Genomic DNA, 21568 nt, shown 5'->3' with positions numbered 1-21568 from the left:
CCGCGTTCCCCGCGAACAAGAAGAACTTTAGCCTGCCACCTGCCCGAATGGGAAATCGGGCCCGGTGGCGGGCCCACCCCCCGGAACGAGGGGTTCCGGGAGGGCTCAGTCGTCGTCGCCGAGGACCGGCTCCGGCAGGGTGCCCGCGTTGTGTTCCAGCAGCCGCCAGCCGCGCGCGCCCTCGCCGAGGACGGACCAGCAGCAGTTACTGAGGCCGCCCAGCGCCTCCCAGGAGCGGGAGTCCAGCCCGAGCAGCCGCCCGATGGTGGTGCGGATGGTGCCGCCGTGGCTGACGACGACGAGCGTGCCGCCGTCCGGCAGCCGGTCGGCATGGTCCAGGACGACGGGGGCCGCCCGCTCGGCGACCTCGGTCTCCAGCTCGCCGCCGCCCCGCCGCACGGGCTCCCCGCGCTTCCAGGCCGCGTACTGCTCGCCGTACCGCTCGCTGATCTCCTCGTGCGTGAGGCCCTGCCAGGCCCCTGCGTACGTCTCGCGCAGCCCGGGGTGGTGGGTGATCTCCAGGCCGGTGAGGGCCGCCAGCTCGGCGGCGGTGCAGGCGGCGCGCCGGAGGTCGGAGGCGACGACGGCGTCGGGCTTCATCGCCGCCAGCAGCCGGGCCGCCCGGCGCGCCTGGGCGACGCCGGTCTCCGTCAGCTCGATGTCCGTAGTGCCCTGGAAGCGGCGTTCCACGTTCCAGGCCGTCTGGCCGTGCCGCCACAGGACGATGCGGCGGCCCCGGCCGCCTCCCCTGCTGCCGTTCAGCTCAGCTCACCGTCCAGCCCGTCGGCGGCCTCCTGGGCACGGGCGTGCTCCGCGGCCTTGCCACGGGTGGCCACCGCGTCGGCGGGCAGCTCCATCTCGGGGCAGTCCTTCCACAGCCGCTCCAGGGCGTAGAAGACGCGCTCCTCGCTGTGCTGGACGTGCACGACGATGTCCAGGTAGTCCAGGAGCACCCAGCGCGCGTCACGGTCGCCCTCGCGCCGGACCGGCTTGGCGCCCAGCTCCTTGAGCAGCCGCTCCTCGATCTCGTCGACGATCGACTTGACCTGGCGGTCGTTGGGGGCCGAGGCCAGCAGGAAGGCGTCGGTGATCGACAGCACGTCGCTGACGTCGTACGCGACGATGTCATGCGCGAGCTTGTCGGCGGCAGCCTGGGCGGCGGCCTGAATGAGCTGTGCGGAGCGGTCCGTGGCGGTCACTGGCCATGCTTTCGGTAGAGAGCGGGTACGCCCTCAAGGGTCTCACGACCCGCCGCGGCCCCTCCCGGGCTTTTCCGGCGCTCTCCGCACCGGGCACGGCGCCGCTCAGCCCTGATAATTCCTGCCGAGCACCACGGTCACGTCCGCGTTGGCCGCGACGTCCGACGCCTGTCCCTTCCGTACCGCGCCGGCCGGCAGCCCCAGCGTCTTGGCGACCTCCTTGGCGTCCGCCGCCCGCTTGTCGTCCGCGTAGTACACGGTGGAGGCGCCCGCCGCGGCGGCCGTGCCCGCGTCGAGGTAGGTGTAGCCGCCGTTGACGAGGGCGACCCGGGCCGCGCCCGCGCCGGCCGCGCCGCCTGTGGCGTTCTTCACGCTGACCCGGGGCGTGCTGCCGGCGCCCGCGCTGCCCACCGCGCCGCCGAGCACCTCCTTCACCACACCGTCCGCCTCCTCCCCGCCGAGGGTGCCGTCCTGCCGCACGGGCAGCACGGTGGTGCGGTACGCGCCCGCCTTGGCGCGGGCCGCGAGCTGGGCCAGGGAGGCGCCGAGCTGCGGGACGGACAACGACGGGTCGGGGATCTGCGCCAGCGTCTCGACCGTGGTGGTCGCGGCCTTGGGGTCGGTGGACATCTTCTTCAGGACGGCCTGCATGACCTGCCCGAACCGGCTGAGCTGCCGGTCGGGGGCCTCGCCCGGCGCCCGGTGGGTGGCGTAGGCGACGGCCGCCTGGCCGTTGAGGCTCTGCCCGGCGCCCCGGCGCACCAGCGGGTCGTCCCCCGGCTTGGCCCCGGGGACGTCGGTGTCCGCGTCCACTGTCACCCCGCCGACCAGCTGAACGAGGTTCTCCAGGTACGGGGTGTCCAGCCGCCAGCTGCCCTTGATCTGCGAACCGAGCAGGGTGTTGAGGGCGTCGCGGGTGCCCCCGGTGCCCGCCTCCCGCACGGACTTGCCGAGGGTCGTGGACCCGCCGCCCTCCTTGGCGACGGCGAGCGCGTTGGGCAGCAGGACGGCGGTGGCCTTCTTCGTCGTCGCGTTGTCGACGAGCAGGGCCGTCGAGCTGCCGCCGCCCTTGGTCTGCCGCAGGTGCACGACGATGACGTCGCGCTTCTGCCCGGTGCCCGCCGCGGCACCCCCGTCCCCGCCGTCGTCGCCCGCCAGGAAGAGGTAGCCGAGCACTCCGCCGAGGACCAGCACGAACGCCACGGCGAGCGCGACGTAGCGGTTGCGGCCCCGGCGCTTGCGCTCGTCCCGGCGCTCGGTGCGGCTCTCGCTGAACTTCAGCCAGTCGATGACGTCCTCGGCGTCCTCGTCCGGCGCCTCGACGAAGGAGAACTGCTCGGTGCGGTAGGCCGGGCCCTCCGCCGGGCCGTCGTCGGGAGCCTGCCGCGGCTCGGGGACGGCGCCGGCCGGCGCCGCGCCCTCCGTGCCGCCGGGGGCCTCCGCGCGGCCGGCGCGGTCCGCCTGCCGGGGGATCCACTCCTGCGGGTGCTCGTCGTCGACGGCGGGGGCCTGGGTCTGATGCTGATGCTGATGCTGATGCTGCTGTACTTGAACGTGGCCTTGGGGCTGGGCGTATCCCTGCTGCTGCTGGAACGCGGGGTACTCCTGCGCCTGCTGGTACCCGCCCTGGCCACCGCCGCCGACGCCCTGACCCCCGACGCTCTGTCCCCCGACGCCCTGGCCCCCGACGGCGTACGGGTCGTAGCCGCCGTACCCCTGTCCGTACCCCTGCCCGTAGTCCTGACCGCTCCCCTGCTGCTGCGCCGAGGCGTCGAACCCGGCGAGCGGCCTGCCGTAGGCGTCGTACGCCATCCGCGGATCGTCCGGACGGTGGACCGGGCCGCCGTAGGCGTCGTAGCCGTACACCTGCGGCTGCTGTCCGTACGGATCCCGGGCGTGGGGGTCATGCCCGTGGGGATCGTGCGCGTACGGGTCCTGGCGGTCGTTCAACGGTGCCCCTCGGTGGCGCTGGAGCCGGTTCGGCCGGATGTCAGCCGTCGTGACGGTACAGCTTGCGCTTGGCGATGTAGCGCACGACACCGTCCGGCACCAGGTACCAGACGGGCTCGCCCTCGGCCACGCGCGCGCGGCAGTCGGACGAGGAGATCGCGAGGGCCGGGACCTCGACGAACGAGACCCGGTCGTCCGGCAGCCCCGGGTTGGCCAGTATGTGCCCGGGGCGGGTGACGCCGATGAAGTGGGCGAGGGAGAACAGCTCGTCCGTGTTGTGCCAGGTGAGGATCTGCGCGAGCGCGTCCGCGCCGGTGATGAAGAACAGGTCCGCGTCGTCGTTGAGGGCGCGCAGGTCCCGGAGCGTGTCGACGGTGTACGTCGGTCCCCCGCGGTCGATGTCGATCCTGCTGACCGAGAACTGCGGGTTGGACGCCGTGGCGATGACCGTCATCAGGTAGCGGTCCTCGGCCGGGGACACCGCCTTGTGGCTCTTCTGCCAGGGGTGGCCGGTCGGGACGAACACCACCTCGTCCAGGTGGAACTGCGAGGCGACCTCACTCGCGGCGACCAGATGGCCGTGGTGGACCGGATCGAACGTCCCGCCCATGACGCCGAGCCGCCGCTTCGCGGGCTCTGTCTGCTCTTCCATGCGTGCAGACCCTACTGGGCACGGCGGAACACCGGCCCTGCGGGGAGGTGCGCCCCGGCCGGTCAGCGGTCCCGGTTGAAGCGGGTGGTCACGTAGAGCAGGAGCAGCAGGATGAAGAGCGCGGCGCCGCCGGTGACGTAGGGGCTGAGGCTCTCGTGGGTGTCGACGTGCTCGCTCTCGGAAGCGAGCGTGACCAGGGCCGAGTGGGCTGAGGTGAGGGACATCGTCGGCAGGACCTCTCCGGAGGCGATCGGTTGGAGACTTCCGCCACATCGTATGCGGAGGCGGTCGCCACGCTCACGCCGACTCCGCCCGCCGGGCCGTCAGCCCTTCTTGCGGTACCCGCGGAGCAGCAGCCAGGCCGTGAGCGGCACGCCGATCAGGGCGACGATGACGACCGTGCGCAGCACCGGCCCCGGCCCCTGGTCGTGGGCGGAGACGGCCAGCGTCCCGGTGAACGCCGGGGACGCCGCGAGGTGGGTGAAACCCTGGAGAGCGGACATGCCTCCACGGTAGCCCTGTCAGTGGCAGCGCCTAGGGTGGGGTCCGTCAGCCGGGGGACGGGCCACGAACGAGCCCAGTTGAGGGGGTCGCCATGAGTGACAGCAACGCCGCGAACGGCTCCGGCCGCGCGGAGGGGGACACGGAAGGACGGGTTCCGGGCCGCGACCGGAGGCGCTTCCCGGACATCTCGTCCCGGGCGTACGAGCACCCCGCGGACCGCTCCGCCCTGGTCGCCCTGCGCAAGCTCAGCGGTTTCGACACCGTGTTCAAGGCCCTCAGCGGCCTGCTGCCGGAGCGCAGCCTGCGGCTGCTGTTCCTGTCCGACTCGGTGCGGGTGAGCGACCAGCAGTTCCCGCACCTGCACACGATGCTCCTGGACGCCTGCTACATCCTGGACCTGCCCAAGGTCCCGCCCATGTACGTCACCCAGGACCCGCAGCCCAACGCCATGTGCGTCGGCCTCGACGAGCCGGTCATCGTGGTGACGACGGGCCTGGTCGAGCTGCTGGACGAGGAGGAGATGCGGGCGGTCGTGGGCCACGAGGTGGGCCACGCCCTGTCGGGCCACTCGGTCTACCGCACGATCCTGCTGTTCCTGACCAACTTCGCGCTGAAGGTGGCCTGGATCCCGCTGGGCGGCATAGCGATCACGGCGATCGTGACGGCGCTGCGCGAGTGGTTCCGCAAGTCGGAGCTGTCGGCGGACCGGGCCGGGCTGCTGGTGGGGCAGGACCTCCGGGCGTCGCTGCGGGGCCTGATGAAGCTGGCGGGCGGCAACCACCTGCACGAGATGAACGTGGACGCCTTCCTCGCCCAGGCCGCCGAGTACGAGGCGGGCGGCGATCTGCGGGACTCCGTTCTGAAGATCATGAACGTGCTGCCGCGCAGCCACCCGTTCGCCACTGTGCGGGCGGCCGAGCTCAAGCGCTGGGCGGAGAGCCGGGACTTCCAGCGGCTGATGGACGGCCACTACCCGCGGCGCGCGGAGGACAAGGACGCCTCCATAACGGACTCCTTCCGCGAGTCGGCCAACCACTACGCGGAGTCCGTGCGGTCGAGCAAGGACCCGCTGATGGGGCTGGTCAGGGACATCGCGGGCGGGGCCAACGACCTGGGCAGCCGGCTCCGGGACACCTTCACCGGGCGTTCCGGCGGCGGCCCGAAGGACACGCCGCGGGACCCGGCGGACGCTCCGCGCGACGAGCCCCGGGACGAGCCGCGCGACGGCGGGGGCAAGGGCTGACGGGAGCGGGAGGGAGACGGCGCGGTCAGCGTCCCGGCGGGGCCGGCCCGCCCGCCGGGGCCAGGGGTCCCGGCGCCAGCACGCCGCACAGCCCGACGGACGGCCGGCCCGTCGCGTAGGGGTCGGTGAGCGGCTGCCGGCTGTTGTCCGCGGTGCGGCCGGCCAGGATGGGCCGCAGGTACGCCGCGTCGTCCGCGCCGCAGGACTCCGGCCCCGCCTCGACCGTGCTCCGCAGCACCTGCACGTGGTGGTCCTGGAGGTCGTCGCGATCGAAGCGGAAGCGGACGATCCGGCGGACGGTGAACAGCGAGGTGTCCGCGGCCGCCGCCTCCGCCGTCCCCGCCTTCGCCGGTCCCGTGCCCGCCGGACGGACGGCGTAGACGAAGGTGTGGTCGGCGGAGACCTCCAGCGCGGCCGGGGAGACCTCGGTGAGGGAGAAGGCGCCCTCGACCCGGACGGGGGCGTCGTCCACGGCCACCTGGGCGGGGTCGAAGCGCACCACCCAGCCGGTGATCGCGTGCTGCCCGTCGGCCGCGGGCCGCTCGAAGCTGCGGTCGTACTGCTCCACCTGCGAGGGGGCGAGCAGCACGCGCACGGCCCGGCCGTCACCGCCGCCGAGCAGCTCCCGGTCCAGCGCGGACCGGACCGTGTACTCCTTGGCGGTGGCGAGGGCGGCCATCACCAGCCCCTCGGAGAAGTTCTGGGTGCGCCGCACGTCCGGCAGCGTCACGCCCTCCGCGCCCTCCCCGAACCGCTGGGCCGGGCTGCCGGCGAAGAGCCGCGCCGCGGGCCCGCCAGGCACCGTCCCGCGCGGGGCCAGCGGTATCACGGTGGTCTGCAGCGGCTCGGCGGACGGCGGCCTGGGCTCCTTGTAGGGGTGGCGCAGCCCCATGTAGACGGCCGTGCCGAAGGCCAGCGCGATCAGCAGGACGAGGAGCAGCAGCTGGCGGGAGGCGCCGAGCCGGGCCCAGACGTGCCGGGTGCGCACGGCGGGGGCGTGGTCGCCGAGCCGCTCCCGGGCCGAGGACTCCTGGAGGCGGGCAGCCCGGACGAACGATTCGTCGAAGACGACCGACCGGTACTCTTCGTCACCACCTCCCGGGGCACCCTCGGGCGTCCCCTCAGGCGGGTCTCCAGGCCCTTCCATACCTCAAGGGTAGGTCGCCGGGCCCGTCCGTAAACGCGCTGGTACACGACAACTTGCCGCGAGGGCCCGCGGAATCGCCGCCCGGTGCCACGGCTTCCGGGCGGGTGCCGTCACCGCAGGTCACCCCCGCCATGATCACGGAGGGTGACGAACGGGCGCGGGGAGAGGTCATCCGTGCCGCACCCCCGGGGCCGATGCCGCCGCCGGGGCCGTAGCCGCCGCCGGTGACGCCGCCGAGGCGACCGGAGCCCTGGGGTCCGCCGCGGCGTCCGGCCGGCCCGCGTGCGGCAGGGCCTCCTGCCGCTGCGGAGGCGCGTCCACCCCGGTGGTGGCGGGCGGCGGCGCGGGATCGCGGCGGTCGCCGGAGGACGCCCCGCGGTAGACGGCCGCGAACGCCAGGGCCACCGCGCCGATGCCCAGCAGCACACAGAGCAGCCAGGCCACCGGCCGGTACCAGCGCGGGCGCCCCCGGTAGGGCCGCCGACGGGCGCCGTAGCGGCCGTAGGGCCCGTAGGCGTCGTCCGGATCCAGGTCGTGGGTGAGCGTCCGCCAGCCGCCCGGCCCGCCCGTGCGGCGGCGGGTCCGCCCGTCGGCACGCCGCTCGTAGGCGTCGTAGCCCTCGTACCCGTCGTCCTCGCCCGGTCCGCCGCCCGAGCGGGCCCGGGCGGCGAGCACGCGCTCGGCCGCGCTGGGCTCGTGCACCACGGCGGCCCGCACGAACTCCTCGTCGAAGACCACCGCGGCGAACTCGTCCTCGCCTCCGCGGCGGTGGCTGTCGGGCTCCTCGCCGTCCGGGAACGGCTTGCCCCCCACGTCGTCCGGCACGCCCCCAGCGTAGACCCGGAACGGTCAATCCGCGCGGGCGGTACGGGAATTAGGGCCGCCACGGAGCCGCCACGGAGCCGCCGCCGGACCTCCGGGGAGCCGCCGCGGAGCCGGCCACGGACCGCGCGGCCACCGCCTCGTACCGCCCCGCCGCAGGTCAGCCCCGGCAGCCCGGTCACCCCCGGCAGCTCAGCCCGGTCAGCCCCGGATGTGCCCGTCGCCCGTGACGATGTACTTGGTCGAGGTGAGCTCCGGCAGCCCCATCGGCCCCCGCGCGTGCAGCTTCTGCGTGGAGATCCCGATCTCGGCGCCGAAACCGAACTGCCCGCCGTCGGTGAACCGCGTCGACGCGTTCACCGCGACCGTCGTGGAATCCACCAGCTGGGTGAACCGGCGGGCCGCCTGCTGCGAGGTGGTGACGATCGCCTCCGTGTGTCCGGAGGACCACTGCCGGATGTGCCGCACGGCGTCGTCCAGCGAGTCCACCACCGCGGCCGCGATGTCGTAGGAGAGGTACTCGGTCGCCCAGTCCTCCTCCGTGGCGGGCACCACGGTCGCCTTCGTCCCGCCGGCCAGCGCCCGCACCCGCTCGTCGGCGTGCACGGTCACCCCGGCCTCCGCCAGGGCGTCCAGCGCGGCCGGGAGCAGGCGCTCGGCGATGTCCCGGTGGACGAGGAGGGTCTCGGCGGCGTTGCACACGCTGACGCGGTGCGCCTTGGAGTTGACGAGCACCCGGACCGCCGTGCCGAGATCGGCGTCGGCGTCCACGTACACGTGGCAGTTGCCGGTGCCCGTCTCGATCACCGGGACCGTGGACTCCTCGACGACGGTCCGGATCAGCGAGGCGCCGCCGCGCGGGATCAGCACGTCGACCAGGCCGCGGGCGCGCATCAGCTCCTTCACGGACTCCCGGCTCTCCCCCGGCACCAGCTGCACGGCGTCCGCGGGCAGCCCGGCGCCCGCCACCGCGTCGCGGACGACGGCCACCAGCGCGGTGTTCGACGCGTACGCCGAGGAGGAGCCGCGCAGCAGGACCGCGTTGCCGGACTTCAGGCAGAGCGCGGCCGCGTCCACCGTCACGTTCGGCCGGGCCTCGTAGACGATCCCGACGACGCCGAGCGGCACCCGGACCTGCCGCAGGTCGATGCCGTTGGGCAGGGTGGAGCCACGCACCACCTCGCCGACCGGGTCGGGCAGCCCGGCCACGCTGCGCACGTCCGCCGCGATGGCCAGGACCCGCTCGGGGGTGAGCGTCAGCCGGTCGACGACGCCCTCGGCGGTGCCGGCGGCGCGCGCCCGCGCGACGTCCTCGGCGTTGGCGGCGACGATGTCGGCGGTCCGGGCCTCCAGGGCGTCCGCGACGGCGAGCAGCGCCGCGTCCTTGGCCGCGCGTGGCAGCGGCGCGAGCTCGGCGGCGGCGGTACGGGCGCGGACCGCGGCACGGAGCACGGGGGACTCGGGGAGAGTGCCGGAGGGACTGGACGGGAGGGTGTCGCTGCTCATGGGGACGCAGCTTAGTTGCGGCCCGGCCGGCGCGCGCCGGCCGTTCACACCTCGGACGGGCGGGCGGGACGCGGCAGGGTCGCCCGCCCGTCGGAACGGGCTCCGTCAGAACGGGTGCACCCCCACCGGCGCGGCCGGCAGCGGACCGCAGCCCTCCGCCACCCGCTGGTGGTACGTCTCCCGGTCGATGACCTCCAGACCCACGATCTCCCAGGGCGGCAGCCGGGCCGTCGAGCGGTGCTCGCCCCAGAGCCGCAGGGCGACGGCCGCCGCGTCGTGCAGGTCGCGGGCCTCCTCCCAGTACCGGATCTCGGCGTGGTCGTTGGCGTAGCGGCTGGTCAGCAGGAAGGGGTGGTCGTGCGCGAGCTGCTCCAGCGCCCGCCGCACCTCGCCGAGCGGCGCCTCCGCCCCGGAGACACTGAGGGTGACGTGCCACAGCCGGGAGCCGCCCGCGCCGGACCCGTCCGGGCGGTCCGTGCCGGTGTCCTCCCCCGTGCCGTACGTCCCGACGCTGGTCAGGACGGGCTGTTCCTCCCCCGCGGCGCGCGGAATGCGGGAGACCGATCCCCCACCTCGGGGCGGGGCCCCTGGGCGCCCTCGTCTCACCGGCGGCCTCCCTGTTCTGGCCGGCCCCGTGCGCGTCTGCGGCGGAGCCGTGTCGTGCTGGTTCTCCCGCGTACCCGGATTCCCGCCCGGGGCACCGCCCGCCCGCGGCGGCCCCGGCCGGAACGCACCCGGCTCTTAAGAGTTGACCAGCCCGGGGACGGCCGCGGGGTGGTTTTCCGGAAAGGCCGGAGGAAAGGCTGGACTTACCTCGGGACGGGCCTCGGCGCACGCCCGGATGCCGTACCTTTTCCCTCCCCGAGTCCCCGCCGCCTCCGCCCCCCTTGGTCAGGGGTGGAGAACGACCAGATCGTCCCGGTGCACGACCTCGCGCTCGTACTCGGGCCCGAGCTCGCGGGCCAGGTCCCGGGTGGAGCGGCCGAGCAGCTGCGGGATCTCCCCCGCGTCGTAGGCCACCAGCCCGCGGGCCACCGCGCGGCCCGCGCCGTCCCGCAGCTCGACCGGGTCGCCCGCGCTGAACTCGCCCTCGACGGCCGCGATGCCCGCCGGCAGCAGCGAGCCGGTGCCCCGGACCACCGCGCGCACCGCGCCGTCGTCCAGCGTGAGGGCGCCGCGCGGGGTGGAGGCGTGCGCCAGCCACAGCAGCCGGTCGGCGGAGCGGCGGCCGGTGCGGTGGAAGAGGGTGCCGGTGGGCCGGCCGAGGAGGGCGTCGGCGGCGCGGCTGGCGGAGGTGAGGACGACCGGGATGCCCGCGGCGGCGGCGATCCGGGCGGCCTCGACCTTGGTCACCATGCCGCCGGTGCCGACGCCCGCCTTGCCGGCGCTGCCGATGGAGACGCCTTCCAGGTCCTGCGGCCCGCTGACCTCGGCGATCCGCGAGGTGCCCGGGGTGCTGGGGTCGCCGTCGTAGAGGCCGTCCACGTCGGAGAGGAGGACGAGCAGGTCGGCGCGGACGAGGTGGGCGACGAGGGCGGCGAGCCGGTCGTTGTCGCCGAACCGGATCTCGTCCGTGGCCACCGTGTCGTTCTCGTTGACGACCGGGACCGCGCCCATGGCCAGCAGCTGGTCCAGGGTCCGGCGGGCGTTGCGGTAGTGCGCGCGGCGGCTGGTGTCGTCGGTGGTCAGCAGCACCTGCCCGACGCGGCGGCCGTAGCGGGCGAAGGACGCGGTGTAGCGGGCGACCAGCAGGCCCTGGCCGACGCTGGCGGCGGCCTGCTGGCGGGCCAGGTCCTTCGGCCGCCGGTCGAGGCCCAGCGGCGCGAGGCCGGCGGCGATGGCGCCGGACGAGACGAGGACGATCTCCTTGCCCGCCGTGTCGCCGAGCACCCGGGCCAGGACGTCGACGAGGGCGTCAACCCGGTCGGCGTCCAGTCCCCCGCCCGCGGTGGTGAGAGAGGACGAGCCCACCTTGACCACGATCCTGCGGGCGCCGGTGACCTCCGGCCGGATCCCTCCGTCCGCTCCGGTCGCCGTTTCCTCCGCCGTCCCTGCCCGCACCGTGCTCCGCACCTCTGCTCTCGCCCGCCGGTCCTGCCGTCTTCCGCTGGAAACGGCCAATCTACCGCCTGACGATTGTGGTCGTTCGACCCTATTTTGTGGCGGTTGCCGTGACCGAAGATTGCTCCTGGCCCAGCGGCCGTCATACGGTCGGTTGCGGCCGTTGTCCAGACCGTTGTCCCATGACGTGTCCGACCCGGTCCATCCCGATCCCTCAGTTCTCCTGCCAGGAGCCCGCCCAGTGCCTGCCGGAACAGTCCCCCGCCGAGCCGTACAGGCCGCGGCGCTACTCGCGATGCTGGTGTCGTTCGTACTCCAGCTCGTGGGCGCGCTGCTGCCCAACGTGCCGCTCTTGATCGCCACCTCGGCGGCGGGCCTCGCGCTCGATCTCTATCTGCAGCACCGCGACCCCGGTCTGCTCGCCCTGCTCGGCAAGGTCCGGTTCGACGTCATGGTGCGGCAGCTGCTGCGCGACATGGTGATCATGCTGGGGCTGCTGCGGCTGCACGACGACGGCTCGCTGCGCGACTACGCGCCGGTCTTCGTCGGCGTCGTCCTCTTCTACGCGGCCCACCTCGGCTGCCAGGCCGTCGCGATCCTGGTCCGCCGCTCGCGCACCCTGCCGTTCGTGACGCGCAACATCGACGCGTCCGGTCTGCACCTGACCGCCGCCCCGCCGCGCATCCTGGCCCGCCAGCACGGCCGCCGCCTGGTCCGCTTCGCCGTCCCGGCGACGGTGGGCCTGCTGGTCACCGTGGGCACCGGCAAGGCCGCGGGGGCCATGGCCGGCGTCGGCCTGGCCCTCGTCCTCGCCGTCGGCGGGCTGCTGTACCTGGCGAGCTGGCTGCGCCCGGCCAAGCGGATCGCCACCGACGAGCAGGCCATAGAGTGGCTCGACCGCTGGCTGGCCGACTACCGGCCGACCGTCGGCATGTACTTCTCCGGCGGCACCAGCTCCGCCTACCAGGCGAACATGTGGCTCTCCACGCTCGCCCAGCTCGACGGCAAGCCGATCATCGTGCTGCGCGAGCGCTTCATGGTGAAGAAGATCGACGCCACGGACATCCCGATCGTCTGCATCCCCAAGGTCCACCACCTGATGGCCCTGGAGCAGTCGACCCTCAAGGTGCTGCTGCACCCGTCGAACTCCGGCAAGACCTCGCAGGTCCTGCGGATGCCGTCGATCAAGCACGCCTTCATCAACCACGGCGAGAGCGACAAGCTCTCCAGCTGCAACCCGTACTCCAAGGCGTACGACGAGATCTGGGTCGCCGGCCCGGCCGCGCGCGAGCGCTACCAGCTCGCCGACATCGGCGTCGACGACCGGGACGTCGTCGAGGTCGGCCGTCCGCAGCTGGCGCCGATCCAGCCGTACGCGGGCGCCCCGACCCGCCCGTTCACCACCGTGCTGTACGCCCCCACCTGGGAGGGCTGGGACGGCAACCCGGGCAACACCTCGGTCATGCTGGCCGGCGAGAACATCGTCCGCGAGCTGCTCGCCGACCCCGCCGTCCGGCTGCTCTACAAGCCGCACCCGATGACCGGCTCCGTCGACCCCCGCGCGGGCGAGGCGAACCGCCGCATCAAGGACATGATCCGCGAGGCCAACGAGCGCCGCGAGGGCCCGCGCCCCGGCCCGGAGGCCGCCGCCCAGCTGGAGCGGATGACCGCCGAACTCCAGGCGCTCACCACCAGCACCTTCCGCCCCAGCGTGGACGAGGCGGAGCGGATGCTCGTCCAGACCGCCCCCGAGCCGGGCCGGTCCGCGGCGGTCGAGGCCGCCACGGCCGCCTGGGAGGCCGCGTACTGGGCCTCGCTGCCCGAGTGGGAGCACCAGATCGTCACCGGCCCGCGGCCGGCCCTGTTCAGCTGCTTCAACCAGGCCGACGTGCTGATCAGCGACGTCTCCAGCGTCGTCTCGGACTACCTGATCAGCGAGAAGCCGTACGCGGTGGCCAACACCAGCGGCATGAGCGAGGAGGAGTTCCTCGCGAACTTCCCGACCGTCACCGCGGCCACGATCCTGACGCCCGACGGCTCCGGCGTCCGCGCCCTGCTCGCCGCCGTCCGCGACCCGCGCCTGGACCGCCTCGCCGAGGCCCGCGCCCAGCTCAAGGTCCAGCTGCTCGGCCCGTCCGACCCGCCGTCCCTGGTCCGCTTCAACCAGGCGGCCCTGGACCTGGCCCACGCGGCCGACGAGCGCGCGGCGCGGGTCGCCGCGCGGGCGGCGTCGGAGATTCCGGGCCAGCGCGAGGGCGCCGGCGCCCTTCTCCCGGGCGAGGAGCCGTCCCCGGCCGCCGGGGGCGGGGGCGACTGGTTCAGCCCCGCACAGGGGCGCTGACGCGGTTCTCACGTGCGTGAGGGCGGGACTGGGGGTTGCCCCGGTCCCGCCCTTTCTCCGTTTCTTGCGGGGGCAAGCCCCCGCACCCCCGAAACCGCGCTCCGCGCGGTTGTCCTCAAACGCCGGACGGGCTGATTTCAGCCCGTCCGGCGTTTGAGGACGAGCGGCGAAGCCGCGAAAGGGGGTCTGGGAGCTCGCCCCCAGGAAACGGCGAAGGGGCGGGCCAGGGGCACAAACCCCCGACCCGCCCCGCAGGGCGCCGCACCGTTACGCGAACGGATCGAACCCCTGATACTCCTGCTCCGCCTCGTCCCGCTCGGCCTGCTTGTCCCGCCGCCGCTGCGCCGCAGGCCGCGGCGCCTCCAGCCGATGGTCCTCGCCACGACGACCGAGCATCTCCGCGCCGGCGGCCATCGTCGGCTCCCAGTCGAAGACGACCGCGTTCTCCTCGGAGCCGATGGCGACGCCGTCGCCCGCGCGGGCACCGGCCTTCATCAGCTCCTCCTCGACGCCGAGGCGGTTGAGGCGGTCGGCCAGGTAGCCGACGGCCTCGTCGTTGTTGAAGTCGGTCTGCCGCACCCACCGCTCGGGCTTCTCGCCGCGCACGCGGTAGATGCCGTCGTCCTCCAGGGTGACGGTGAAGCCGGCGTCGTCCACGGCCTTCGGCCGGATGACGATGCGGGTCGCCTCCTCCTTGGGCTTGGCGGCGCGTGCCTCGGCGACGATGCCGGCGAGCGCGAAGGACAGCTCCTTGAGGCCCTGCCGGGAGACGGCCGACACCTCGAAGACGCGCAGACCGCGGGCCTCCAGGTCGGGACGGATCATGTCGGCGAGGTCCTGGCCGTCGGGGATGTCGACCTTGTTGAGGACGACGATCCGCGGCCGGTTCTCCAGCCCGCCGTACTCCTTGAGCTCCGCCTCGATGACGTCGAGGTCGCTCAGCGGGTCGCGCTCGGACTCCAGCGTCGCCGTGTCCAGCACGTGCACCAGCACCGAGCAGCGCTCGACGTGCCGCAGGAACTCCAGGCCCAGCCCCTTGCCCTGGCTGGCGCCGGGGATCAGGCCGGGGACGTCGGCGATGGTGTAGACGGTCGAGCCGGCCGTCACGACGCCGAGGTTCGGGACGAGCGTGGTGAACGGGTAGTCGGCGATCTTCGGCTTCGCGGCGGAGAGCACCGAGATCAGCGAGGACTTGCCGGCGCTCGGGTAGCCGACGAGCGCCACGTCGGCGACGGTCTTCAGCTCCAGGACGATGTCCTGGACGTCGCCGGGCTCGCCGAGCAGCGCGAAGCCGGGCGCCTTGCGGCGGGCCGAGGCGAGCGCCGCGTTGCCGAGGCCGCCGCGGCCGCCCTGGGCGGCGATGAAGGTGGTGCCCTGGCCGACGAGGTCCGCGAGGACGTTGCCGCGCCGGTCGAGCACGACGGTGCCGTCCGGCACCGCCAGGACCAGGTCCTGGCCGTCCTTGCCGGAGCGGTTGCCGCCCTCGCCGGGCTTGCCGTTGGTGGCCTTGCGGTGCGGGCTGTGGTGGTAGTCCAGCAGCGTGGTGACGGACTGGTCGACGACCAGGATCACGTCGCCGCCGCGGCCGCCGTTGCCGCCGTCCGGGCCGCCGAGCGGCTTGAATTTCTCACGGTGCACGGAGGCGCAGCCATGGCCTCCGTTACCCGCGGCGACATGCAGCTCGACGCGGTCCACGAAGGTGGTCATAGCGGGTTGCCTCCGATACGTAGGTGGGGGTTTGTCTGTTGTAACGCAGCGAGGGCGGACCCGCTTCCCCGCAGGGGAAGGGAGGTCCGCCCTCGCTGTATCGCTCTACGGAAACCGTGATCGGAAGATCAGGCGACCGGAACGATGTTGACGACCTTGCGGCCACGGTGGGTGCCGAACTGCACCGCACCGGCGTTCAGCGCGAACAGCGTGTCGTCGCCACCGCGACCGACACCGGCACCCGGGTGGAAGTGGGTGCCACGCTGGCGGACCAGGATCTCACCGGCGCTGACGACCTGACCGCCGAAGCGCTTCACGCCGAGCCGCTGAGCATTGGAGTCGCGACCGTTCCGGGTGGACGATGCGCCCTTCTTGTGTGCCATGTCTCCTCAGTCCCTTACTTCGCGGCCGTCGGGATGCCGGTGATCTTCAGCGCGGTGTACTGCTGGCGGTGACCAATCCGCTTGCGGTAACCGGTCTTGTTCTTGTACTTCAGGATGTCGATCTTGGCACCCTTGTGGTGGTCCACGATCTCGGCCTGAACCTTGATGCCCGCCAGGACCCACGGGTCGCTGGTGACGGACTCGCCGTCGACGACGAGCAGCGTCGAGAGCTCGACCGCGTCGCCCACCTTGCCGTCGGAAATCTTGTCAACCTCGACGATGTCGCCGACAGCAACCTTGTGCTGACGACCACCGCTACGCACGACTGCGTACACGCGGATCTCACTCTCGCTAGTAATCGGGACCTCTGATGCCAGCCGCTCAGACGGGCGGAGCCCGTGCTCTCCGAGTGGATGAGCGGCCTCTCCCGGCGAGGCCGGGAGGGATTTGCTCAGGGGTAGGCGTACAGACGCCGAAAGGCAAGGTTACGGGGCCCCAGGCAAGGGGTCAAACCGGGCCTGCACTCAGCCCGTCCGGCGCTTGAGGACGAGCGGCGAAGCCGCGATCACGGGGGTCTGGGGGCGGAGCCCTCAGGAAACGGCGAAGGGGCGGGACAGGGGCACACCCCCATCCCGCCCCTCCAGGGCGGACCCTTACTCCTCCGAAGCCACGGCCTTCTTGGCCGGCGCCTTCTTCGCAGCCGTCTTCTTCGTGGCCGCCTTCTTGGTCGTGGCCGCCTTCTTGGCGGTCGTCGACTTGGCAGCCGTCTTCTTGGCCACGGCCTTCTTGGCGGTGGTCGTCTTCTTCGCGGCCGCCTTCTTGGTGGTGGCCTTCTTGGCGGCCGTCTTACGGGCCGTCTTCTTGGCCGGAGCCGCCTCGGACTCCGAAGGCTCCTCCACCACCGTCTCGGCCGCCTCCGGCGTCTCCGGCGTCACCAGAGCCTCGCCGGTCTCGGCCACCGCGGTCGCCTGCACGGCCTCCGGAGCGGTCTCGACCGCCGCGGGAGCGGTGACGACGACCACGGCCGCCTCCTCGGCGCCCGCGGGCGGCCCCGCCGGAGCGGTGACCTTCCGGGTCGCGCGACGGCGCGGACGGGCGGGCGCAGCCGGAGCGGGCTCCGGCTCGACGACGGGCTCCGCGACGGGCTCGACGACCGTCTCGGCCACCGGCTCGACGACGGCCTCGGCAGCGGCCTCCACGACCGGCTCGACGACGGCTTCCGCCGCCGGCTCGACCGCCTCCGCCTCCGCCCGCTCAGCCTCGGCCCGCTCCATGCGCTCGGCCCGCTCAGCCCGCTCGGCCCGCTTCGGCGCACCCGCCGGCGCGGACGCCTTCCGGGTCGCCCGGCGGCGGCCACGGCCGCCACGGGTCGCCGCGGCGGCCTCCGCCTCGGCCGGGCTGGAGAACCACTCGTCCTCGTCCCCGCCGACCGACGGCACCAGCTCCGCCTCGGTCACCGGCGCCGGCTCCAACTCGGGAGCCGAAGGCTCCTCCAGGGTCTCCTCGGCGGACTCGGCGGACTCGACGGACTCCGTGACCTCCGCGGTTCCGGCGCCACCCTTGCCGCCGCCCCGCTTCTTGCCGCGCTTGCCGCCGCCCCCACCGCCGCCGACCGACGTCGGCTGGTCCATGTGGACGATGACACCCCGGCCGTTGCAGTGGACGCACGACTCGGAGAAGGACTCCAGCAGCCCCTGCCCGACCCGCTTGCGGGTCATCTGCACCAGACCCAGCGAGGTCACCTCGGCGACCTGGTGCTTCGTCCGGTCCCGGCCCAGGCACTCCAGCAGGCGCCGCAGCACCAGGTCCCGGTTGGACTCCAGCACCATGTCGATGAAGTCGATCACGATGATGCCGCCGAGGTCGCGCAGCCGCAGCTGGCGCACGATCTCCTCGGCCGCCTCCAGGTTGTTCCTGGTGACCGTCTCCTCCAGGTTGCCGCCCTGGCCGGTGAACTTGCCGGTGTTGACGTCGACGACGACCATCGCCTCGGTCCGGTCGATGACGAGCGAACCGCCGCTCGGCAGCCAGACCTTGCGGTCCAGCGCCTTCATCAGCTGCTCGTCGATCCGATACGTGGCGAAGACGTCGACGTCCGACGTCCACTTCTGCAGCCGGTCCACCAGGTCGGGCGCGACGTGCGAGACGTACCCGTGGATGGTCTCCCAAGCGCCCTCGCCGCTCACGATGACCTTGGAGAAGTCCTCGTTGAAGATGTCGCGGACCACCCGGACGGTCATGTCCGGCTCGCCGTACAGCAGGCTCGGCGAGCTGGTGGAGATCATCTTGGACTTCTTCTGGATGTCCTCCCACTGCGCCTGCAGCCGCTCGACGTCACGGCGCAGCTCGTCCTCGCTCGCGCCCTCGGCCGCGGTGCGCACGATCACGCCGGCGTCCTCGGGGACGATCTTCTTGAGGATCTGCTTCAGGCGCGCCCGCTCGGTGTCGGGCAGCTTCCGGCTGATGCCGGTCATCGAGCCCTCGGGCACGTAGACCAGGTAGCGGCCGGGCAGCGAGACCTGGCTGGTCAGGCGGGCGCCCTTGTGGCCGATCGGGTCCTTGGTGACCTGGACGAGCACGGACTGGCCGGACTTCAGCGCGGACTCGATGCGGCGCGGGCCGTTGCCCATGCCGAGCGCGTCGAAGTTGACCTCACCGGCGTAGAGGACGGCGTTGCGGCCCTTGCCGATGTCGACGAACGCGGCCTCCATCGACGGCAGCACGTTCTGGACCTTGCCCAGGTAGACGTTGCCGACGTAGCTGGTGGCCTGCTCCTTGTTGACGAAGTGCTCGACGAGGACGTTGTCCTCCAGCACGCCGATCTGCGTCCGGTCGCCGTTCTGGCGGACGACCATCACGCGCTCGACGGCCTCGCGGCGCGCCAGGAACTCGGCCTCGGTGATGATCGGCACCCGGCGGCGGCCCTGCTCGCGCCCCTCGCGGCGGCGCTGCTTCTTGGCCTCCATACGGGTCGAGCCCTTGATGGACTGGACCTCGTCGAAACCGGTGCCGCCCTCCTTGAGGCGGTCGCGCGGCTCGCGGACCTTGACGACGGTCCGCTCCGGGTCGTCGACGGCCTGTCCGTCCTCCATCGCCTCGCCGGACCGGCGACGGCGACGGCGACGACGGCGGCTGCCCGCGGTCGAACCGCCGGACTCGGCGCCGGACTCCTCGGCCTCGGCACCCTCGTCGTCGGCCTGCTCGGCCTCCTCGGCCTCTTCCGGCTCCTCGCCCTCGGTCTCGCCCTCGGCCTCGGCGTCCGCGGCCTCACCGCGGCGACGGCGACGGCCGCCCCGACGGCGACGGCGCGAGGGGCGCTCGCCCTGCTCCTCGTCCTCGGCGGCACCCTCGGCGGTCTCCGCCTCCTCGGCCTCCTCGGCCTCGGGCTCACCGGCGGTCACGACGGTCTCGGCCGCCTCGACGGGCTCCGCGGGCTCGCCCCGACGGCGGCGACGGCGACGGCCGGACGTGGCCGGCTCGGCCTCCTCCGCGGCGGGCTCCACGACCGTCCGCTCCTCGGCCGCGTACGCGGCGGCGGCGGACTCCGGCGTCTGGAACATCGGCTCGGTGAACACCGGCGCCTGGAACACGGCGGTCGGCGGGCGCACCGCCCGGCGGCGCGTACGGCCCGGGGCGGCCTCCTCGACGGGCGCGGCGGCCTCGGTGGCGGCCTGCTGCTCGGCCTCGGCGCTCACGGCCCGGCGGCGCGTACGGCGGGACCGCGGCTCCTCCTCGGCGACGGCCGGCTCGGCGGCGGGCGCCTCCGCGCCCTCGACAGCACCGGCCCGACGGCGGGTGCGGCGGGCGCGCGGCTCCTCGGCCACGGGCTCGGCGGCGGGCGCCTCCGCCGGCTCCGGCGCGGCCTCGGCGGCGGCGCTGCCGGCCGCGCGGGTCGCCCGGCGACGGGTCCGGGCCGGACGCACCGGCTCGACGGGCGCCTCGACGACCGCCTCGGCCTCCGCGTCCTCTTCCGGCTCCTCGGCCTCTTCCGGCTCTTCCGGCTCCTCGACCTCGTCCTCGACCGGAACGACAGGCGCGGCCACCGGACGGACAGCACGCCGACGCGTACGCGCCGGGGCGGCGGGCGCGGCCTCCTCGACCGGCTCGACGTGCTCCACGGGCTCGACGGCCTCGGCGGCGGGCGCGGCGGCCGGATCGGCGATCACAGCGGCCTCGGTCTCGGCAGCGGCACGCGGCGGACCCGCGGGAGCGCCGGCCCGGCGGACCGCGCGACGACGCGGACGGGCCGGGGTCTCGGTCTCCGCCTCCACGGCGGGCGCGGCCTCGGGCTCGGCGGCCGGCTCGGCCGGGGCGGACGCCTCACCGGTGCCCACGACGGGGCTCGTGACCTTGCGCGTCGCCCGGCGGCGCGGACGCGCCGGGGTGGCCGGCGCCTCGGACGACTGGGCCGGCTCGGCGGCGGGCTCGGCGGCGCTCGTGTCGTCGGCGGGCTGCGGGGCGACGGCCTCGGCCGGTCCGCCGGCCTTGCGGACGGCACGGCGACGCGGACGCGCCGGCGTGGCGGGCGCCTCGGCAGCGGCCTCGACGGTGTTCTCAGGGGTCTCAGGGGTCTCGGCCTTCTCAGCCGTGGCCGCGGCGCGGGTCGCACGGCGGCGCGAGCGCGCCGGAGCGGCGGGCTCGGCGGCCGGCTCCGGGGCGACGGAAGCGGCCCCGGACGCCTCGGACGCGCCGTCGGCGGCGTCGGTCACCGGCGGGCCGGCCGGGCGGGAGGCCACCCGGCGACGGCGGCGCGGAGGCAGCGTGTCGCTGGGGCTCCCGGTCGCGCCGCCGGTGGCCGGCGACGCGCTGGTGGTGTCGTTCCCGGGCGCGTCGTGCGCGTTCCCGGATTCCATGGGCTCAGTGGGTTCGAGCATGCGGGCGGTTCTCCCGTCACGCTCCCGGGCGCCGCGCCGGATTCCGGCCCGCCGGCCCGCGTGATGTGCGCGGTACCGCCGTCCGGGGCGCGGTCGCCGCACGGGAGCTGTCGTCTCGCTCGCCGGGTCCGATCTGCGGCACCGGCGAAAGTCTCCTGGTCAATGCGCCGTACCGGACCGGGGAGGCTCCCTGGTGCACCGGCGGCGCGCGACGCGTCCTTACGCTGGTCCGCCCACTGCCGTCGCCGCGCCGGCGGCCGGTGATGAAGCGGCCGTGGCAGCGTCGCGATCGGGCGCGAGCGGATCGGTCACCGTTCCGGTCTCATCGTCGAGCGGCCCCTGCGCCAGCCTGGTCACCGCGGCGGGGACCGGCGGCGCCAGGTCGGCCGTGGCGCGGAGCCCGGACAGGACGTCGTCGGGTCGAACGGCGGGTGTCGAATGCCGAACAACCAGCCGCAGTATCGCACAGGCACCGGTACCGGGCCTATCGGCCGGAGCGGCCGCGGCCTCGAGCCGGCACACGGCACCCCGCGCGTCGAAGGTGCGCATCCCGTTCTTGGTGCGGCGCGCGACCTCCACGGTCTCCGCCGCGAGGAACGCCGCCACGGCCCGCTCGGCGTCGGCGACCTCCACCCCGTCCAGCCGCAGCTCCCAGAGGGAGCCCTCCAGCCGGTCGGCGAAGGAGGACGTCCGCGCCTCCACCGCGTCGACGATGTCGAGCCCGGCGGGCAGCGACTCGTCGAGCAGCTCCCGCAGCAGCGCGGGGTCGCGCGCCTCGGCGAGCTGGATCTCCAGGTACTCGGCCTCACTGCCCGTGCCAGTGGGGGCGGCATTGGCGTACGACACCTTGGGGTGCGGCGTGAAGCCGGCCGAATACGCCATGGGCACCTCGGCCCGGCGCAGCGCCCGCTCGAAGGCGCGCTGGAAGTCACGGTGGCTGGTGAACCGGAGGCGGCCGCGCTTGGTGTAGCGGAGGCGGATGCGCTGCACCGCGGGTGCGGGCGGCGGGCCTTCGGGCTGTCGCTTGCCCAGTGGTCTGATCCTTCGTGAGAGCGGTCGTACTGCTACCTAGAGTACGTGCAACAGGGACCCCGCAAACCCGGCAGGGCCCCTTCTCGGACTCACGTCCTATTCGACAACGCCCAAACGGGACGTCTCCCCGCACCTCGCTCGTTGACG

The 21568-nt window shown here is 74.0% G+C and carries 18 protein-coding genes; 2 read left to right on the top strand and 16 right to left on the bottom strand.

The annotated features are described in order from the left end of the window. Positions 1–105: 105 nt before the first annotated feature. From K7I03_RS22110 to K7I03_RS22085, 6 genes are all read right to left on the bottom strand, one after another. Positions 106–762 carry a histidine phosphatase family protein gene (locus K7I03_RS22110; protein ID WP_185945393.1) on the bottom strand — a complete coding sequence of 219 codons (657 nt, stop codon included), beginning with the start codon at positions 760–762 and terminating at the stop codon, positions 106–108. Then, positions 759–1199, bottom strand: a complete 441-nt coding sequence (gene rsfS, locus K7I03_RS22105) for a ribosome silencing factor (protein ID WP_185945371.1) — start codon at positions 1197–1199, stop codon at positions 759–761. The genes K7I03_RS22110 and rsfS overlap by 4 nt, the downstream gene beginning before the upstream one ends. Positions 1200–1304: 105 nt before the next feature. Beyond that, complete coding sequence (locus K7I03_RS22100; protein WP_185945372.1) at positions 1305–3149, bottom strand: LCP family protein; 1845 nt, start codon at positions 3147–3149, stop codon at positions 1305–1307. A gap of 40 nt (positions 3150–3189) precedes the next feature. Then, entirely contained in the window at positions 3190–3801 is a 612-nt protein-coding gene (gene nadD, locus K7I03_RS22095; RefSeq protein ID WP_040889678.1) for a nicotinate-nucleotide adenylyltransferase, read from the bottom strand. Positions 3802–3863: 62 nt separating this feature from the next. Then, entirely contained in the window at positions 3864–4025 is a 162-nt protein-coding gene (locus tag K7I03_RS22090) for a hypothetical protein (RefSeq protein ID WP_185945373.1), read from the bottom strand. 99 nt (positions 4026–4124) lie between these two features. Next, a complete protein-coding gene (locus K7I03_RS22085; RefSeq protein WP_185945374.1) occupies positions 4125–4304 on the bottom strand; it encodes a hypothetical protein in 180 nt (59 codons plus the stop codon). Positions 4305–4396: 92 nt separating this feature from the next. Here K7I03_RS22085 and K7I03_RS22080 point away from each other — a divergent pair, with 92 nt between their 5' ends. Next, positions 4397–5548: a M48 family metallopeptidase gene (locus tag K7I03_RS22080; RefSeq protein ID WP_185945375.1), complete on the top strand. Its 1152-nt coding sequence runs from the start codon at positions 4397–4399 to the stop codon at positions 5546–5548. A gap of 25 nt (positions 5549–5573) precedes the next feature. Here K7I03_RS22080 and K7I03_RS22075 read toward each other — a convergent pair whose 3' ends face one another. The 5 genes from K7I03_RS22075 to proB form a co-directional block, all read right to left on the bottom strand. Further along, positions 5574–6695: an SCO2583 family membrane protein gene (locus tag K7I03_RS22075; protein ID WP_185945376.1), complete on the bottom strand. Its 1122-nt coding sequence runs from the start codon at positions 6693–6695 to the stop codon at positions 5574–5576. 168 nt (positions 6696–6863) lie between these two features. Beyond that, a complete protein-coding gene (locus K7I03_RS22070; protein ID WP_185945377.1) occupies positions 6864–7520 on the bottom strand; it encodes an SCO2584 family spore wall biosynthesis protein in 657 nt (218 codons plus the stop codon). Positions 7521–7718: 198 nt separating this feature from the next. Next, positions 7719–9023, bottom strand: a complete 1305-nt coding sequence (locus tag K7I03_RS22065; RefSeq protein ID WP_185945378.1) for a glutamate-5-semialdehyde dehydrogenase — start codon at positions 9021–9023, stop codon at positions 7719–7721. Positions 9024–9128: 105 nt separating this feature from the next. Further along, positions 9129–9629: a hypothetical protein gene (locus tag K7I03_RS22060; protein WP_185945379.1), complete on the bottom strand. Its 501-nt coding sequence runs from the start codon at positions 9627–9629 to the stop codon at positions 9129–9131. A gap of 285 nt (positions 9630–9914) precedes the next feature. Continuing rightward, entirely contained in the window at positions 9915–11084 is a 1170-nt protein-coding gene (gene proB, locus K7I03_RS22055; RefSeq protein WP_224347153.1) for a glutamate 5-kinase, read from the bottom strand. Between the two features lie 295 nt (positions 11085–11379). Here proB and K7I03_RS22050 point away from each other — a divergent pair, with 295 nt between their 5' ends. Beyond that, positions 11380–13425, top strand: coding sequence for a hypothetical protein (locus K7I03_RS22050; RefSeq protein WP_185945395.1), 2046 nt, complete (start codon positions 11380–11382; stop codon positions 13423–13425). A 267-nt stretch (positions 13426–13692) separates the two neighbouring features. Here K7I03_RS22050 and obgE read toward each other — a convergent pair whose 3' ends face one another. The 5 genes from obgE to K7I03_RS22025 form a co-directional block, all read right to left on the bottom strand. Next, complete coding sequence (gene obgE / locus K7I03_RS22045) at positions 13693–15132, bottom strand: GTPase ObgE (RefSeq protein ID WP_185946241.1); 1440 nt, start codon at positions 15130–15132, stop codon at positions 13693–13695. 128 nt (positions 15133–15260) lie between these two features. Continuing rightward, positions 15261–15515, bottom strand: coding sequence for a 50S ribosomal protein L27 (gene rpmA, locus K7I03_RS22040; protein WP_004950923.1), 255 nt, complete (start codon positions 15513–15515; stop codon positions 15261–15263). Between the two features lie 14 nt (positions 15516–15529). Next, a complete protein-coding gene (gene rplU, locus K7I03_RS22035) occupies positions 15530–15850 on the bottom strand; it encodes a 50S ribosomal protein L21 (RefSeq protein WP_184347503.1) in 321 nt (106 codons plus the stop codon). Between the two features lie 318 nt (positions 15851–16168). Continuing rightward, a complete protein-coding gene (locus K7I03_RS22030; protein ID WP_185946242.1) occupies positions 16169–20389 on the bottom strand; it encodes an Rne/Rng family ribonuclease in 4221 nt (1406 codons plus the stop codon). 219 nt (positions 20390–20608) lie between these two features. Beyond that, positions 20609–21379 (bottom strand): TIGR03936 family radical SAM-associated protein, encoded by a 771-nt coding sequence (locus K7I03_RS22025; protein ID WP_185946243.1) that lies wholly within the window; start codon positions 21377–21379, stop codon positions 20609–20611. Positions 21380–21568: the final 189 nt, after the last annotated feature.

This window comes from Streptomyces mobaraensis, from assembly GCF_020099395.1.
Classification (GTDB): domain Bacteria; phylum Actinomycetota; class Actinomycetes; order Streptomycetales; family Streptomycetaceae; genus Streptomyces.
Note: the sequence above shows the minus strand (reverse complement) of the source record. Positions and strands in the feature narration are given on the sequence as shown.